The sequence below is a fragment of the Raineyella sp. W15-4 genome, from assembly GCF_033170155.1.
Taxonomy (GTDB): Bacteria; Actinomycetota; Actinomycetes; order Propionibacteriales; family Propionibacteriaceae; genus Raineyella.
The window spans coordinates 2,346,596-2,361,988 of the sequence record NZ_CP137079.1 but is presented as its reverse complement, the minus strand read 5'-3'; the positions used below and the strand labels follow the sequence as shown (position 1 = coordinate 2,361,988).

General features: G+C 70.4%; 14 protein-coding genes. 5 read left to right on the top strand and 9 right to left on the bottom strand.

The window, feature by feature from the left end; translation table 11 throughout:
• Window positions 1–49: 49 nt before the first annotated feature.
• Together katG and R0145_RS11015 are read right to left on the bottom strand one after the other, a co-directional pair.
• Complete coding sequence (katG, locus tag R0145_RS11020) at window positions 50–2,242, bottom strand: catalase/peroxidase HPI (RefSeq protein WP_317836891.1); 2,193 nt, start codon at window positions 2,240–2,242, stop codon at window positions 50–52.
• 5 nt (window positions 2,243–2,247) lie between these two features.
• The gene (locus R0145_RS11015) at window positions 2,248–2,817 is read right to left on the bottom strand and encodes a Fur family transcriptional regulator (protein WP_317836890.1); all 570 of its coding nucleotides are present in this window, start codon (window positions 2,815–2,817) and stop codon (window positions 2,248–2,250) included.
• A 151-nt stretch (window positions 2,818–2,968) separates the two neighbouring features.
• Here R0145_RS11015 and R0145_RS11010 point away from each other — a divergent pair, with 151 nt between their 5' ends.
• Window positions 2,969–3,640: a M23 family metallopeptidase gene (locus R0145_RS11010; protein ID WP_317836889.1), complete on the top strand. Its 672-nt coding sequence runs from the start codon at window positions 2,969–2,971 to the stop codon at window positions 3,638–3,640.
• 41 nt (window positions 3,641–3,681) lie between these two features.
• Here R0145_RS11010 and R0145_RS11005 read toward each other — a convergent pair whose 3' ends face one another.
• Window positions 3,682–4,941 carry an alpha/beta hydrolase gene (locus R0145_RS11005; protein ID WP_317836888.1) on the bottom strand — a complete coding sequence of 420 codons (1,260 nt, stop codon included), beginning with the start codon at window positions 4,939–4,941 and terminating at the stop codon, window positions 3,682–3,684.
• A 247-nt stretch (window positions 4,942–5,188) separates the two neighbouring features.
• Between R0145_RS11005 and R0145_RS11000 the strand changes: the two genes are divergently transcribed.
• Together R0145_RS11000 and R0145_RS10995 are read left to right on the top strand one after the other, a co-directional pair.
• A complete protein-coding gene (locus R0145_RS11000; RefSeq protein WP_317836887.1) occupies window positions 5,189–5,653 on the top strand; it encodes a MarR family transcriptional regulator in 465 nt (154 codons plus the stop codon).
• Complete coding sequence (locus R0145_RS10995) at window positions 5,653–6,117, top strand: hypothetical protein (RefSeq protein ID WP_317836886.1); 465 nt, start codon at window positions 5,653–5,655, stop codon at window positions 6,115–6,117. The genes R0145_RS11000 and R0145_RS10995 overlap by 1 nt, the downstream gene beginning before the upstream one ends.
• On the opposite strand, the gene nhaA is transcribed toward R0145_RS10995, so the two are convergent.
• Window positions 6,078–7,454 (bottom strand): Na+/H+ antiporter NhaA, encoded by a 1,377-nt coding sequence (gene nhaA, locus R0145_RS10990; RefSeq protein WP_317836885.1) that lies wholly within the window; start codon window positions 7,452–7,454, stop codon window positions 6,078–6,080. The genes R0145_RS10995 and nhaA overlap by 40 nt on opposite strands.
• 186 nt (window positions 7,455–7,640) lie before the next feature.
• Window positions 7,641–8,531 carry a VOC family protein gene (locus R0145_RS10985; RefSeq protein WP_317836884.1) on the bottom strand — a complete coding sequence of 297 codons (891 nt, stop codon included), beginning with the start codon at window positions 8,529–8,531 and terminating at the stop codon, window positions 7,641–7,643.
• A 219-nt stretch (window positions 8,532–8,750) separates the two neighbouring features.
• On the opposite strand from R0145_RS10985, the gene R0145_RS10980 reads away from it, so the two are divergent.
• Both R0145_RS10980 and R0145_RS10975 read left to right on the top strand, forming a co-directional pair.
• Window positions 8,751–9,980 (top strand): MFS transporter, encoded by a 1,230-nt coding sequence (locus R0145_RS10980; protein ID WP_317836883.1) that lies wholly within the window; start codon window positions 8,751–8,753, stop codon window positions 9,978–9,980.
• Window positions 9,977–10,969 carry an alpha/beta hydrolase gene (locus R0145_RS10975; RefSeq protein ID WP_317836882.1) on the top strand — a complete coding sequence of 331 codons (993 nt, stop codon included), beginning with the start codon at window positions 9,977–9,979 and terminating at the stop codon, window positions 10,967–10,969. The genes R0145_RS10980 and R0145_RS10975 overlap by 4 nt, the downstream gene beginning before the upstream one ends.
• 112 nt (window positions 10,970–11,081) lie before the next feature.
• Here R0145_RS10975 and R0145_RS10970 read toward each other — a convergent pair whose 3' ends face one another.
• The 4 genes from R0145_RS10970 to R0145_RS10955 all read right to left on the bottom strand — a co-directional run bounded on the left by R0145_RS10970 (window position 11,082) and on the right by R0145_RS10955 (window position 15,151).
• On the bottom strand, window positions 11,082–11,912 hold the full coding sequence (locus R0145_RS10970; protein ID WP_317836881.1) for a pyrroline-5-carboxylate reductase family protein: 831 nt from the start codon (window positions 11,910–11,912) through the stop codon (window positions 11,082–11,084).
• A gap of 74 nt (window positions 11,913–11,986) precedes the next feature.
• Window positions 11,987–12,691, bottom strand: coding sequence for a GntR family transcriptional regulator (locus R0145_RS10965; protein ID WP_317836880.1), 705 nt, complete (start codon window positions 12,689–12,691; stop codon window positions 11,987–11,989).
• Window positions 12,692–12,695: 4 nt separating this feature from the next.
• Entirely contained in the window at window positions 12,696–13,865 is a 1,170-nt protein-coding gene (locus R0145_RS10960) for an alpha-hydroxy acid oxidase (RefSeq protein WP_317836879.1), read from the bottom strand.
• The gene (locus tag R0145_RS10955) at window positions 13,862–15,151 is read right to left on the bottom strand and encodes an aspartate aminotransferase family protein (protein ID WP_317836878.1); all 1,290 of its coding nucleotides are present in this window, start codon (window positions 15,149–15,151) and stop codon (window positions 13,862–13,864) included. Before R0145_RS10955 ends, R0145_RS10960 begins: the two co-directional genes overlap by 4 nt.
• Window positions 15,152–15,393: the final 242 nt, after the last annotated feature.

Sequence of the window (15,393 nt, the reverse complement as noted above, 5' to 3'; positions counted from 1 at the left end):
GCCTGCAGGTGGTGGAACGCGCTCGGTGGGTGAACCGTTCGGGGTGGAATCAGCGCAGGTCGAACCGGTCCAGCTCCGACACCTTCACCCAGGCGGCGACGAAGTCGCGGACGAACTGCTCCTTGGCGTCGTCGCTGGCGTACACCTCGGCGACGGCCCGCAGCTCGGAGTTCGCCCCGAACACCAGGTCCACCCGGGTGCCGGTCCAGGTGGCCGCACCGGTCACGGCGTCGGTGGCCCGGAAGGTCGTCGACTCCTCGTCCGCGGAGGCCCAGACCGTGTTGAGATCGAGCAGGTTGACGAAGAAGTCGTTCGTCAGGACGCCCGGCCGCTGGGTGAACACGCCGTACGACGAGCCGTCCCAGTTCGCCCCGAGCACCCGCAGGCCGCCGACCAGCACGGCCATCTCCGGGGCGGTCAGGGTCAGCAGATTGGCCCGGTCGACCAGCAGGTGCTCGGCCGGCAGCCGGTGCACCCCCTCCTTGAGGTAGTTGCGGAACCCGTCGTGGCTGGGTTCCAGGTAGCCGACCGACGTGACGTCGGTCTGCTCCTGCACGGCATCCGTACGACCCGGGGTGAAGGGCACCTCCACCTCGACGCCGGCGTCGGCGGCCGCCTTGCCCACCGCGACGTCGCCGGCCAGCACGATCAGGTCGGCCAGCGACACCTGCTTGCCGGTGTTCTGCTCCGCCTGGGCGGTGTTGAAGTCCTGCTGGATCGTCTCCAGGACAGCCAGCACCCGACCGAGCTCACCGGGGCGGTTGACCTCCCAGTTGCGCTGCGGCGCCAGCCGGATCCGGGCGCCATTGGCACCGCCGCGCTTGTCGCTGCCCCGGAAGGACGCGGCCGAGGCCCAGGCGGTCGACACCAGGTCGGCCACGCTCAGCCCGGACCCCAGCACCGCCTGCCGCAGCGTCACCACATCGGCGGCGTCGATCAGCTGGTAGTCCCGCGCCGGCAGCGGGTCCTGCCAGATCAGGTCCTCCGCCGGCACCTCGGCGCCGAGGTAGCGGGTCTTCGGACCCATGTCGCGGTGGGTGAGCTTGAACCAGGCCCGGGCGAACGCCTCGGTGAACGCCTGCTGGTCGTCCTTGAACCGGCGGGCGATCGGCCCGAAGCCCGGATCCACCCGCAGTGCGATATCGGTGGTGAGCATCCGCGGCTCGCGGCGGCCCTCGGAGTGGGCCAGCGGCACCATGTCCTCGCCGCCCTGCTGAGGCTTCCAGTGGTAGTGGCCGCCCGGTCCCCTGACGACCTCCCACTCGTACGCGAAGAGGATGTGCAGGAACTCGTCGTCCCAGCGGGTCGGGTGGTAGGTCCAGGTCACCTCGATGCCGCTGGTGATGGTGTCGTCACCGACGCCGGTGCCGTACGAGTTCTTCCACCCCAGGCCCTGCTGCTCCAGCGGGGCGGCCTCGGGGGCAGGGCCGAGGTGCTCGGCGTCCGGCGCGGCGCCGTGGGTCTTGCCGAAGGTGTGACCGCCGGCGATCAGTGCGACCGTCTCCTCGTCGGTCATCCCCATCCGGGAGAAGGTGGTCCGGATGTCCGCGCCGGCGGCCACCGGATCGGGCACCCCCTCAGGGCCCTCCGGGTTGACGTAGATCAGGCCCATGTGGGTCGCGGCCAGCGGCTTGTCCAGCTCCCGCTGGCCGGTGAACCGCTGGTCGTCGGCCAGCCAGGTGGGCTCGGCGCCCCAGTACACGTCGTCGTCGGGCTCCCACACGTCGGGACGGCCGCCGCCGAAGCCGAACGTCTTCAGCCCCATGATCTCCAGGGCGACGTTGCCGGCGAGGACCATCAGGTCTCCCCAGGACAGGGCGCGCCCGTACTTCTGCTTCACCGGCCACAGCAGCCGCCGGGCCTTGTCCAGGCTGATGTTGTCCGGCCAGCTGTTCAGCGGGGCGAACCGCTGCTGGCCGGTGCCGCCACCCCCGCGGCCGTCGAAGACGCGGTAGGTGCCGGTGCTGTGCCAGGCCATCCGGATGATCAGCGGGCCGTAGTTGCCGAAGTCGGCCGGCCACCACGGCTGCGAGGTGGTGAGCACCCGGGCGAGGTCCTGCTTCACCTCGGTCAGGTCGAGACCGAGGAAGGCCTGCTTGTAGTCGAAGTCGGGGCCCAGCGGGTCGGCCTCCTGGGGGTTCTTCGCCAGGATCTTGAGGTTGAGGCGGTGCGGCCACCACGACGGGTTGGCCGAGCCTTCCGTGGGATAGGGCAGGTGAGGGGTCGGGTCGAGCTCGGACATCGTTGTCAACCTTTCGTGCGAAGGGTGGGAACTCTCGGGCGGTCGCCGGGATCGGCGGCGGACATGCGGGACGCAGGGTCGGCCGGGGATGCGGGGTCGGCGGGAGGCGTACGGTCGGCGGCCGCAGCGTCGGCCAGCGCGCCCTCGCACCCCGAGCACACCCCGCGGAAGGTCACCTGCGCCTCGAGGACGCGCATCCCGTGGGTCTGCGAGGGGGTGAGGCAGGGGGCATGGCCGACTGCGCAGTCGACGTCCTCGATCCGGCCGCAGACCACGCACTGGATGTGGTGGTGGTTGTCGTGGACCCGGGTCTCGTAGCGGGCGCTGCCGGATTCGGGCAGGTCGACCCGCCGGATCAACCCGCCGGCGGCCAGGTCGTGGGTGATGTTGTGGATCGACTGCGCCGACAGGGTGGGGAACGCCGCGGCCAGTCCGGCGAGGATCTCGGCCACCGTGCTGTGCGGATGGGCCTCCAGGTGGGCGAGCGTGGCCAGCCGGCCCGGGGTCACGCGCAACCCCGCGCGATGCAGGTGCTCCTGCCACTCGCCGACACTCGTCCTGGAAGACGTCGCCATGACTCCATCCTCCGCCCACATTTGATTGTTGTAAAGGAGTGAGTGAGGGGGATTTGGAGAGGGCTGAGAGGGGCCTCCGTCAGTCGTGCGTTCCGGTCCCCCGGAGCCCGACCGATTCCGCCACCGTCCATCGCTGATTAGGCTGGCCGACGTGAACAGTGTCACGTTGCGGCTGCCGTTCACCGGACGATGGCGGGCGCTCAACAGCCCGGCCCGCCGTGTCCCCAGTCACGGCAGTGAGCTGTTCGGCGAGAGTCATGCGATCGACTTCGTCGCGGTCGACGAGGCGGACCGTACGGCCCGGACCCGCGACTGGCGGACCATCCTCGCCACCGAGCCGCCCGAGCGGTTCGTCGGCTTCGGTCGTCCGATCCTGGCCCCGATCGCCGGACGGGTGGTGGTCGTACACGACGGAGAGCCCGATCACGCCGCCCGACGCTCCCAACTGGCGCTGCTCCCGTACGCCCTCGGTCAGGCCCGCCGGGTCGGCCAAGGGATCGACGCGATCGCCGGCAACCACATCATCCTGCACGAGCCGGACAGCGGGACGTACGTCGCACTGGTCCACCTGCGGGCCGGCTCGCTGACGGTACGCCCGGGCGATGAGGTGGTGGCCGGTGCGCCGCTGGGGCAGTGCGGCAACTCCGGCAACTCCACCCAGCCGCACCTGCATCTGCAGGTGATGGACGCCCTCGACCTCAGGCTGGCCCGGGGCGTGCCGCTGCTCTTCGCGGATTTCCGGGAATGGCCGGCGTGGGGTGGTCGGGTCGTCGAGCACGACAGTGGGATCCCGGCCGAGGGTTCCGTCGTCACCCCCGCGTGACCGGCTGATCGTCATCGGCAGTCCGCTGCCACGGCGGGTGGTCAGTCCGGCCGGCCCCGTCGCGCAGAGCCGGTCCGGCGGTTCGCCCCCGGGTCCGCGCTGCCCAGCACCCAGGCGGTGAAGGCGTCCGCTCCGGCCACCACCGCATCGAAGCGTACGGAGCGCAGCACGTCGAAGGCGTGATTGGCGCCCGGCAGTTCGACGTACGCCACGGGGACGTGCGCGGCGCGCAGGTGCCGGGTGAGCGCGCGAGCGCCCTCGACCGGCGTGGCGGTGTCGTCGTCACCATGGACGATGAGGAACGGCGGGGTCCCCGCCCCGGGTGCGACGCGCAGTGGGGAGGACGGCACGGGGCCGAGCCGGGAGTCGCCGTCATGGTCTCCGTCACCGTCATGGTCTCCGTAGTAGCCGTAGAGTCCGATCGCGCCGGCGACGGTCGTGTCGGCGTCCTCGAAGCCGGGCTGGAGGGCCGGGTCGTTCGGGGTCTGGGCGCAGATCGCGGTCAGGTGGGCTCCGGCCGAGGATCCTGCGACGAACAGCCGGCGCGGGTCACCCCCGTGCTCGGCGGCGTGCTCGTGGGCCCAGGCGATCACTCGCTTCGCGTCGGCGAGGTGGTCGGCCATGCCGAAGCGCGGGCGGACCCGGTAGTCGGCGCTGATCACCAGCCACCCCCGTCGGGCGAACTGCTGCAGCAGCCACCGCGACTCCCACCGCTTCGAGCCGCCGGTGTAGCCACCGCCGTGGAAGTACACCAGGACGGACGCTCCGGCGCCCTGGTCGCGGGAGCGGTAGAGGTCCAGGTGTTGCCGCCGATCGTCGATGCCGTACGGGACGTCGGGGAGGCGCTCGATCCGGGGACTGAGCAGCCAGAACGGCAGCAGGAACAGCCGCAGCCGCCGCCCCGCATCGGGGCCGGGCCACGGGCCCGGGTGGGCGTAGTCCTGCCAGCGTTCCCGCGCCGCGGGGTCGAGCCGGGACTCCCACCCCGGCCCCAGGCCCGCGTCCAGGGCTCGGATCACCGTGACCGGTGCCCACTGGCTCCGGACGGCGATCGTGAGGAAGGCCGCGGCGCCGATCGCGGTGACGACCAGTCCCGGCCAGGCGCCGGGCACCCACTCGTCGCGCCACTGTCCCCAGGTCATCACGGCGAGGTAGCCCAGCGGGAATGCCGGCCACTCTCCGAGGACGACGCTCAGCAGGAACACCGCCCCGGCGAGCGGCCGGGGCCGGCGCGGAGCCCACAGGAGCAGCAGGCCCACCACTGCCCATGGCAGGGCACCGAAGAGATATCCGAGCGCCATCCGTCCTCCCGGAGCCGAGATCCGACGCGGGCCGTCGCCGTCGGAACCGGAACGGTCGAGCCCGCTGACCGGCGTTTCTGTCGCCGACACCTCCAATTGTGTCGGGTTGTCTGTGCCCGACGTCATGCCCTGGGACGAGAAGGATGTGAGGCGGAGGTAGGGGATCTGTCGGCGGGGCGTGGAGACCGGCAGGGGCTCCGGACGGGGTTGACACCACCGCAGGCCATACTGTTAACTACTTAACAGTATGACGGACGAACCCAGCAGCCCCATCTCCGACAGCCTCGCCTTCAAACTGCACCAGGCCACGGTGCTGGTCGACAAGGCCGCCGACCACTACCTGCGAACGCATCACGACATCAGCTACTCGCTGCTCGTGGTGCTGCTGATGGTGGGGGTCCTCGATCACCCGAACCAGCGCGAGATCGCCGACAACCTCGACGTCTCCCGGGCTTCGATCACCCAGCGGATCACCGCGCTGACCGGACGGGGCCTGGTCCGGGTGGCCCCGAGCGGCCAGGACGCCCGCGCGGTGCAGGTCTCGTTGACCGAGGCGGGCGCCGTGCTGCTGGCGACTGCCTGGCAGGGGTTGGAGTCGTACGACGACGGCATCGACCGGGGTGTCGACGTCGCCGCCCTGGAGCGGGAACTGGACACGTTGATCGACAATGCCCGGGCCCACCTGGCCCGGACGCGTGAAGGGAACGGATGATGACCGTACGGGCATGGCCGGCCGGGGCGCCGACCGTGCGCAGCGCCGCCGTGGTGGCGGCTGGGGTGACCGGCGTGACCGCGGTCTTCCAGCTCGCGCTCGCGCTGGGCGCACCGTGGGGGCAGGCGGCCTACGGTGGTGCCGTCGCCGAGCTCCCTCGTGAACTGCGGGTCTCCAGTGCCGTCGCGGCGATCGTCTGGCCGCTCGTCGGCCTGGTCGTGCTGCGCCGGGCCGGCTGGCGGGTGTGGGCGCCGCTGCCGGCCGCGGCCCTGCCCGTCGCGTCCTGGGGGATCGTCGGCCTGGCGGGCCTCGCCGTGGTGCTCAACGCGATCACCCGCAGCCCGCTGGAACGCGCCGTCTGGCTGCCGGTCTGCCTGGTGCTGTTCACCACCACCCTGATCGTCGCCCGCGGAGCCGGCCGCCGTCATTCCCGTGGCTCATCCACGTCTGCCAGGACACCCTGATCTTCACCGTGACCCTGGCGCTGTTCGTCTGAACCGGCGCGAGCCTCTTCGCCCGGCCCGGAGGAGGCGTCCTCGTCCCGGTCGCTTCCGACATCCTCGATCCTGCGGTAGTGGCGGTTCCGGTCGCCCAGGATCACCGCGGCCAGGACGGCCGACACGATGGAGGCGGCCAGGATCGCGACCTTGGCGTGGTCGTGCGCGGTCTGGCCGGGGTCGAAAGCGAGCTCGGTGACCAGCAGGGAGACGGTGAAACCGATCCCGGCCAGCTGTCCGACGCCGATCAGATCCACCCACTGCACGCTGGGATCGAGCTCGACCCGGGTCACTCGGGTCAGCACCCAGGTCGTGAGGACGATTCCCGTGGGCTTGCCCAGTACCAGTGCGGCCACGACCGCGATCGTCAGCGGGTCGGTGAACGTCGCCCGCCAGCCGTCGGGTCCGCCGACCGCGACGCCGGCGGAGAAGAAGGCGAACAGTGGGACCGCGAACCCTGTCGACAGCGGCCGGAGCTGATGGTCGAGCCGTTCGGACAGTCCCGGCCCGGTGAGCGAGTCCCGGTCGCGCCGGTGGTGCAGCACCGGGACGGTGAAACCGAGCAGTACGCCGGCGATGGTGGGGTGGATGCCGGAAGCATGCATGAAGGCCCACGCGACCGCGCCGATCGGCAACAGTACGAGCCAGACTGCCGCCGGATGGTCGCCGAGGAACCGCCGGAACATCTGGGCGATCAGGCCGTACGCTCCGATCGTTGCCAGGGCGAGCAGCAGCGGCAGCGGATGGATCGCGTCGGTGTAGGCGACCGCGATGATGCCGATCGCGATCAGGTCGTCGACCACAGCCAGGGTGAGCAGGAAGATCCGCAGCGGACTCGGCAGGTGGGATCCGATCAGGGCGAGTACCGCCACGGCGAAGGCGATATCGGTCGCGGTGGGGATCGCCCAGCCGTGGCGCAGCCCGGGATCCCGCCCGGCGATGGCCAGGTAGACCAGCGCCGGCGTCGCCACGCCGCCGGCGGCCGCGAGGATCGGCTTGATGGCGGTGCCGAAGCGACGCAGGTCTCCGGCGACGAACTCGCGCTTGAGCTCCAGGCCGACGAGGAAGAAGAAGATCGTCAGCAGACCGTCGGATGCCCAGGCCCCGAGGGTCAGATCCAGCTGCCACGGTGGGTAGCCGACCCGGAGGTCACGCAGCCCGGTGTAGCTGCCGGCCGCCGGTGAGTTCGCCCAGACCAGCGCCAGCGCCGCCATCGCGACCAGCAGGCCGCCGCCGACGGTCTCCTGACGCAGCAGAGCGAGGATCCGTGAGGTCTCGACGAGGCTTGCCGGCGATGGGAACACACCGTTCCGGCGGGAACGAACTGCAGGGCGGGCAAGACGTGCAGGGCGAGTCATCGGAGTCACTCCAGGGAATGGGCCTATGGAATCGTCGACCAGGCTTCCCGACTCACCTCGTCTCAGCCTACACTGCCCCGCCCGCCAGCCGGCGATCCGGCCGATGGGCGGGGCAGTGGCCGACCGTACGGGTCAGAACGCGTCGATCACCAGCTTCTTCATCGCCAGCATGTGCTGATAGGCGTTCGGGCGGGCCATCAACGTGCCCATGTCGGCCGGGATGATCTGCCAGCTGACCCCGAACTGGTCCTTGCACCAGCCGCACTGCTCCGCCTCGGGGACCTTCGACAGTTGTGCCCAGTAGCGGTCGATCTCGGCCTGGTCCGCGCAGGTCACCGTGTACGACACGGCCTCGTTGAAGGTGGAGGGCTGCGGCGCGCTGGAGTCCATCGCCGCGATCCAGACCCCGGCCAGCTCGACGTCGCCGTACATCACCGCTCCCGCCGCGGCCGTACCGGTCGTCTCCGGGTAGTGGACCAGCTGGCCGCGGCGGGAGTCGGGGAAGACCGACAGGTAGTAGTCGAGAGCCTCGCCGGCGCGATTCTGCGCGGTGTCGCCGAACAGCAGACACGGCACGATGGTCGGGCGCCAGTCGCCCTCCGGGTTGCCGAGCATCAGTTGCCAGCTGAGCCCGTACCTGTCCTGCACCCAGCCGTAGTGCGGGCTGAACGGGTACTCGCCGAGTGGCATCAGGACCTCACCGCCGTCGGCCAGGGCGGCCCACAGGGCGTCCAGCTGCTCGCGGGCCTGCGGGTCCTTGCCGGTGTCGAAGCCGACGAAGAACGAGCTCGCCGGGGTGAAGGAGAACACCGGGCCGCCGTTGATCGCGGTGAACGGCTGGCCCGCCAGCTCGAACTCGACGGTCAGCACTTCGCCGGCGAAGTCCTGCTGGAAGTCGGGGAGTCCCTCGGTGGGGTAGCGGACGGTGTCGACGATCCGCGCATCGGGGAACACGGAGGTGTAGAACGTGGCGGCTTCTTCCGCATTGCGGTCGAACCACAGGTTCGGGACGATCTTCTGCACGGCCACTCCTCAGGGGCTCGGGCGGTCAGGTCTGCCTTCTCGACCCTACGTGACCGGGCCGGACACCGGCAGGGGTCGGTAGCTGTGGATCGGCCACCATCGGGGAGGCCGGCCCACCCTGTACGGGGGATGTGGCAGCTGTGCGTCCACTGTTGACTGTCGTCCGCCCGGCCACCGGATGGACACGGGCATTGCCCCCCGACGAGGAGTAGACCACTCATGACCGACGCGCCGGACGCCACGGCGTCCTCCGTCCCGACCGTCCCCCCGGCCACCAGATACCTGGTGGCCGCGATCCTGTTCCTCACCTACCTGCTGTTCGCCGTCGGCTGGCGGGCCGGCGACCACTACGTGGCCAGCCACGGCTTCAACGCCTCGCAGACGGCCCTGCTCACCAATGCCATCACCATCGCCCAGGTGGTCGGCAGTCTTGTCGCGGCCGACGTGCTGCTGCGGCTCGGCCCCCGCAACGCGCTGACGTTCGGGTCGGCGCTGATCATCTTCGGTGGCCTGATCTCGCTGACCTCGGCCTATCCGCTGGTGTTCTTCATCCGGTTCGTGCTCGGCCTGGGGGGCGCCCTGACCGTCGTGTTCATGTCCGCGATCGTGGCGAAGATCTTCACCGGGCGCGAGCTGCAGGTAGTCAACGGTGTCAACTCGGTCGCGTTCAACACCGGCCTGGCGGTGGCGCTGACCTTCGCCGTACGGATGGACGCGAACCCGACCGGCGCGGTGATCACCGCCGCCGCGCTGTCGGCCGCCATCCTCGCGTTGTGGCTGCTCGTCTCCCGCGGCCTGCCCAAGGAGCGGGCGAGCGAGGTCGCGGTGGACGCCTCGTACACCCTGCGCGACGGCTTCCGGGAGTGGTTCAACTGGGTCTTCGCACTCGCCTACACCGGTCTGCTGTCCTACTACATCGTTGCCTTCACCTTCATGGACGCCGACACTGTCCGGTGGGTCGTCTATGCCGGTGTCATCGGCGCCCTCAGCGGCACCGCCATCGCGGCCAAGGTGCCGAACGTCCTCAAGCCGCGGGTGGTGGTGGTCAGCGCGGCCGTGCAGTTGCTCAGCGCCGCCGCGGTGCTCGCCCTCACCGAGCACCGGTTCGCGACCCTGGTCGGGGTCATCCTCGGTCTGGCGATCTTCTTCCCGATGCCGTTCTTCGTACAGTTGGCCTTCATCCGGCCGGGGGCGACCCCGCGCCAGATCTCGGTGACCTTCTCGATCTTCTGGGCGGTGAGCTACGCGGGGTCGGTCGTCTTCATCCAGATCTTCGCCTGGATCGCCGACGCCACCGGAGGCCTCGGCCCGGGCAACGTACCGGTCTCGCTGGCCCCGCTGGTCTTCATCGTGATCGTCGAGGCGACCTTCCTCATCGGCGCGATACTGCTGGCGCGGCACCTGGCCCGCACCCGCAGCGAGGAGCCGCGGAGCGAGGTGGCCGCATGAGTCTCCATCCCGCCTTCCGTGCCTATCTGGACGAGCTCAACCCGCTGATCGAGGCCAACGCGCGCGCCGGGGTCGAGGCGACGCCGGAATCCGCGCGGGCAGCCCTGGCAGGCCTGAACCAGTTCGCGTTGCCGGTGGTCGAGATCGACGAGATCTTCGACACCGCCGTGACGTACGGCCCCGAGGCCACTGACGGCGCCGACGGCAGCGCCGCTGCGTCGATGCCTGGCCCCGTCCGGGTGCCGGTCCGGGTCTACGTGCCGCGCCCGGGCGTCCCCAGCGACGTCATCGCCTTCGTCCACGGCGGCGGCCACATGGCCGGCGACCTCGAGGTGTACGACTTCTCCGCCCGGCGGGTCGCAGCAGCCACCGGGATGGTCGTCGTCTCCGTCGACTACCGGCGCTCGCCCGAAGCGCCTTTCCCGGCCGGACTCACCGACACCTACCAGGCCGTCCGTCACCTGACGGAGGTGCTCGTCGGCGTGGCGACCACCGAGCAGGTGTACGCGGTGGCCGATTCCGGCGGTGCGGCCAAGGTCGCCTCCATCGCGATGCGGACGACTGCGGGGGACTGGTCCTCGCCGATCTCCCGGCAGGTGCTGCTCTACCCGAGTCTCGACTACACGCTCAGCGGGCCGAGCGTCGACGACTTGGGGACAGGCTATTTCCTGGAGGCCGACCGGGTGCGGTGGTACTTCGACCACTACTTCGCCGCCGATGACGACCGTGAGGGTGCCTCGCCGCTTTCCGGCCCGTTCGGCCCCGGGATGCCCGAGACCCTGGTGATCGCCGCCGAGTACGACCCGCTGATCAGCGAGGCCGAACTCTACGTGGAACGGATGGTGGCGGCCGGGGCGAGCGCCCGGTTGATCGTTGCGCCGGGGATGATCCACGCTTTCGCGTTCTTCGAGACGAAGGTGCCCGAGATGGCGGCCCGGCTCTACGAGGTGATCGCCGAGTTCCTCCGCACCGGGGACGCGCGGTGGTGACACTGGTTGCACTTCCTGTGGCGCGGCCCGGCGCGGACGGCCCTCCGTCCCGGACCGCTGCACCGGTGGCGCAGTCCCTCTTCGTCCCGCTTCCCGGATCGCGGGCGCGGGCTCAGCCGGCGAGCTCGCCGGCCCGCACGATGGAGGCCCGGACGGCCGCATCCACCGTGCCCCGCAGATCCGCGCCGGTGAACACGTCGAGCCCTGCGATCGTCGTACCGCCCGGGGTGGCGACCTGGGCGACGAGGGCGTCGAAGCTGCTCTCCGGCCGGTCCCGACAGCTTGCCGCCGCGCCGAGGAAGAGCTGCCGAGCGATCCTCTCGGCCTGGGTCGGGCTGAAGCCGAGACCTGTCACCGAGTCCTGCACGGCTCGGGCGACCAGCGGGAAGTAGGCCGTGGCCCCGAGGACGCCGATGAACACGGTCAACTGCCGTTCGTCACTCACGAAGACGTCCGCGACCCGTGAGAAGAGCGCGACGACGGCCTCGCGCTGCGCGGCGCTGACCGCCCCGCCAGGGGCGACCGCGGCCAGTCCCTGTCCGGTTTCCATTCCGGTGTTCGGCATCACGCGGACCACCGGATGCCCGGGGCCGAGCGCCTGCTCGAGTGCGGCGAGGGACGGCGCCGAGGCCAGGCAGGCCACGACAGTGTCCTGCCGCAGTACTGGACGGATCTGCTCGATGATCGCCAGCACATCCGGTGACTGGACCGCGATCACCACGAGGTCGGCGTCCCGGGCGGCCCGGCTGTTGGCGTCCGGGTCGTTGTCCATGGCGTCGACCCGGAAACCGGTGGTGTTCTGCAGGGCGGCCGCGCTCCGTACGCTGCGGGTGGTCAGGGTGACCTGCAGGTCGTCCGACCGCCCGGCCGCGAGACCGCGGGCGAAGGATCCACCGATCGAGCCCGCTCCCAGTACGGCGACACGGGTTGGCAGATATGTCATACGAAACTCCTTTCAGACAATGACGACAGGATGGCGGCCCACAAGCGGGTCACTGGGGTGTGTCGCGTCGGTGCTCAGTCCTCGGGTCCGTCGGTCCCGGAGAGGCTCTCGGCCAGCCGGTCGGCACTCGCGACGATGTGTGTCCGGAGCTCGGCCTGGACGTCGTACGGGGTGCCGCGCTCGATCGCGCTGAGCAGTCGTCGGTGCATGTCGACGTCGATCACCCGGGTCTGCTGCTGGATGCGGACCATGTGCGAACTGATCTGATGGGCGATCGGCGGCCAGAACTCCATCAGGAACGCGTTCCCCGCCCCGAGCCAGATCCGGCGATGGAACTCCAGGTGGGCCGAGTACTCGTCCTCCGGGTCGCTGCGGGCCTGCGCGTCGACCAGGTCGTCCACCGCCTCCCACAGGGCGGCGACGGCCCGCGTGTCCCGGTGTTCGTTGATCCGCCGTGCCCCGATCAGCTCCAGCGGGAAGCGTGCCTCCGCGACCTGGCGGACCGTGTCGGCGTTCAACTCGGCGACCCGGGCGCCCTTGTACGGGTCCCGGGTGAGGAGCCCCTCGTGCACGAGCTCCTGCACCGTGTCACGGACCGTCGTCCGACTGACTCCCAGGAGCTCGATCAGCCGACTCTCGGTCAGACGCTCGCGGGGTGAGAAGGCGCCGGTGATGATCATCGTGCGCAGTCTCGCCACCGCGGCGTCCCGCAGGGTTCCGCTCCCACCGGTCATCGCGTCGCCCCCGGCATCGGTGTGGCGGGGGACGGGTGACGGCATGGGCCTAGTCTGTCGCACGTACGACCGCGGCCGGGCGATCGACCGGCCGTACGTCGAGGCAGTCGGCGTCGATGTCGGAGATCGTCCGGGCTCCGAGGAAGCCCATCGCCGTCGCGAGCTCCTCGCGAAGAAAGCCGACGGCCTCCTCGACGCCCGGTTGCCCGCCCGCTGCCAATCCCCACGCGGCGCCGCGGCCGATGCCCCCGGCCGCGGCGCCGAGACCGAGGTATTTGGCGACGTCCCCTCCGCGTGCCACCCCGCCGTCGGCGAGCACGGTGGCGCGACCGGCCACGGTGTCCACGATGCGGGGAAGCACCTCGGCGACCCCGGGCTGCGCGTTGAACTGGCGCCCGCCGTGGTTGGAGACCAGCAGGCCGTCCACCCCGGCGTCGATCGCGAGCTGCGCGTCCTCGGGCGTCATCACCCCCTTGAGGACCAGACGCCCCTTCCACCGGCGCCGGATCCGGTGGACGTCGTCCCAGCACAGGTGGGGGTTCTCCAGCTGGTGCAGGTAGGACTTCATCTGCCGCATCGGGACCGGGTGGTCGATGGTGGCCAGCCCGAGGCCAGCGGAGCGGAGGTAGCCGGCGAGCCAGCCCAGCTTGACCGCGTGGCTGGCGACGTCCCGCAGCGGCATCCGCGGCGGGAGCCGATCCAGGCCGTGCTGCAGGTCTAGGTCCCGCTTGTCGTAGAAGGCCACGTCGCCGGCCAGCACCAGCACCTCGACCCCACTCTGCTCGGCGACGTCGAGGTGGTGGGACACCTGGTCGGGGTCGGACCACACCGAGACCTGGGCCCAGACCCGTGGCCCGGCAACCTCGACGATGTCCGGCAGGGGGACGCCGGACCAGGCGCTGTGCACGAAGGCCACGCCGTTCGACGCCGCCGCCCGGGCGACGGCGAGATCGCCGCCCGGATGGAAGAAACCGAGCAGACCCATCGGAGAGACGAAGAGCGGCAGGGCCAGATCGACGTCCCACAGCCGGATCGACGTCTGCGGGGTGCCGACGCCGGCAAAGATCCGCTGGCGCAGCCGGACGGCGGCCAGCGCCTCCGCGTTGGCGGTGACACTGCGCCCGTCCTGGGCCCCGCCGCAGATGTAGTCGTACAGCGACCTCGGCAGGCGACGCCTCGCCGCCGCCTGCAGGTCGGGGACACTGACGATCCGGCTCATCGGGACACCTCCGTGAGGACGGCATCGGTCGCGGCCAGCAGCCGGTCCACATGCACCTCGGTGTGGGAGTAGTTGAGCTTGCCGCTCTTCCAATTCACCGGGGTGACGAGGATGTCGTGATCCTCCAGCAGCCCGGAGCGGATCCGGACCAGCAGGTCCCGGTCGTGCCGCAGGGAGTCGCGGTAGTCGTGCACCTCACCCTCGAGCAGGAACGGGAACCAGACGGAGCCGATGCCGGTCACTGTGGCGTCGATCCCATGGGAGGTGTAGAGCTCCTGCAGTCCGGCACGGAGTCGTGCGCCGAGGCGGTCGAGCTGGGCGTGGACGGGTTCGCGATCCATCTTCTCCAGCACCGCGATGGCTGCGGCGGCCATCGCCGGGTGGCCGTTGTAGGTGCCGCCCATGTAGACCGTGCCACCGGGCACGTTGCTGAACTCATCCATCACGGCCGCCGTGCCGCCGATGCCCGCGATCGGGTAGCCGTTGCCGATGGCCTTGCCGAAGGTGGTGAGGTCGGGGTCGACCCCGACCAGGCTCTGGTATCCGCCGACGGCGACCCGGAAGCCGGTGATCAACTCGTCGAACACCAGCAGCGCACCGTGGGCAGTGGCGATCCGTCGCAGTCCTTCGAGGAAGCCGGGCTGCGGCAGGATCCCACCGGCCGAGCTGAGGATCGGGTCGACCAGGATGGCCGCCACCTGCCCCTCATGGCGGGCCAGCTGTGCCTCGACGTCATCGAGGTCGTTCCAGGTGGCGACGAGGGTGTCGGCCACGGCACCGGGCAGGACGCCGGTGCTGGGCAGGTACGTGGTGCCGAGGCGGGAGGCGGGGGTGCCGGTGTTGACCAAGACACTGTCGTGCCAGCCGTGGTAGGCGCCCTCGAACTTGAGGATCTTCGGTCGGCCGGTGACGGAGCGGGCCACCCGGATCGCGAGGTAGGTCGCCTCCGACCCGGTGTTCACCAGCAGTACCTTCTCGATCGAGGCCACCCGATCGATGATCATGTCGGCGAGGGTGACCTCGGCGTCGGTCACCCCGTAGCCCGGGTTGTCGAGGCGGCGGGCGGTCTCGGCGACGGCGCGGTCGACGTCGGGGTCGTTGTGGCCCAGGACCGTGGCGCCGTACGCGCTCTGGAAGTCGAGGATCGTACGCCCGGTGTCGGTGGAGACGTACGGTCCGCTGCTGCCGGTGATCACGAACCGGTCACTGCCCGGCGAGACCCGGATCGCGCTGTTGACCCCACCGGGGATGACCTCCTTCGCATGGGTGATCAGCGGGACTGTCATCGTCACTCCTTCCTCTCTCGGCTCGGTGATCCGACCGGAGTGGCCAGGGGCCACCGTGTCCGACCGGCGCGGACGCTCCCGCGACAGGTCGCACGCTAGCAGTGTCGTATGACAATCTGATGTTCAGCATTGTCGTGATCACCACATGATCGAAATACTTCTGACACCTTGAAGCCTCCTGCATATGGGTCAATGAGGGGTGCTTTCGGAGACCTGATACATCGCGAGGTGTGCCAGGCGGG

What these genes read in the sequence shown, in the direction of transcription:
- katG (WP_317836891.1), bottom strand. Translation starts at nt 2,242, where the DNA reads ATGTCCGAGCTCGACCCGACCCCTCACCTGCCCTATCCCACGGAAGGC.
- R0145_RS10975 (WP_317836882.1), top strand. Translation starts at nt 9,977, where the DNA reads ATGAGTCTCCATCCCGCCTTCCGTGCCTATCTGGACGAGCTCAACCCG.
- R0145_RS10960 (WP_317836879.1), bottom strand. Translation starts at nt 13,865, where the DNA reads ATGAGCCGGATCGTCAGTGTCCCCGACCTGCAGGCGGCGGCGAGGCGT.
- R0145_RS11000 (WP_317836887.1), top strand. Translation starts at nt 5,189, where the DNA reads ATGACGGACGAACCCAGCAGCCCCATCTCCGACAGCCTCGCCTTCAAA.
- R0145_RS10995 (WP_317836886.1), top strand. Translation starts at nt 5,653, where the DNA reads ATGACCGTACGGGCATGGCCGGCCGGGGCGCCGACCGTGCGCAGCGCC.
- R0145_RS10970 (WP_317836881.1), bottom strand. Translation starts at nt 11,912, where the DNA reads ATGACATATCTGCCAACCCGTGTCGCCGTACTGGGAGCGGGCTCGATC.
- R0145_RS10965 (WP_317836880.1), bottom strand. Translation starts at nt 12,691, where the DNA reads ATGCCGTCACCCGTCCCCCGCCACACCGATGCCGGGGGCGACGCGATG.
- R0145_RS10955 (WP_317836878.1), bottom strand. Translation starts at nt 15,151, where the DNA reads ATGACAGTCCCGCTGATCACCCATGCGAAGGAGGTCATCCCCGGTGGG.
- R0145_RS11015 (WP_317836890.1), bottom strand. Translation starts at nt 2,817, where the DNA reads ATGGCGACGTCTTCCAGGACGAGTGTCGGCGAGTGGCAGGAGCACCTG.
- R0145_RS10980 (WP_317836883.1), top strand. Translation starts at nt 8,751, where the DNA reads ATGACCGACGCGCCGGACGCCACGGCGTCCTCCGTCCCGACCGTCCCC.
- R0145_RS11005 (WP_317836888.1), bottom strand. Translation starts at nt 4,941, where the DNA reads ATGGCGCTCGGATATCTCTTCGGTGCCCTGCCATGGGCAGTGGTGGGC.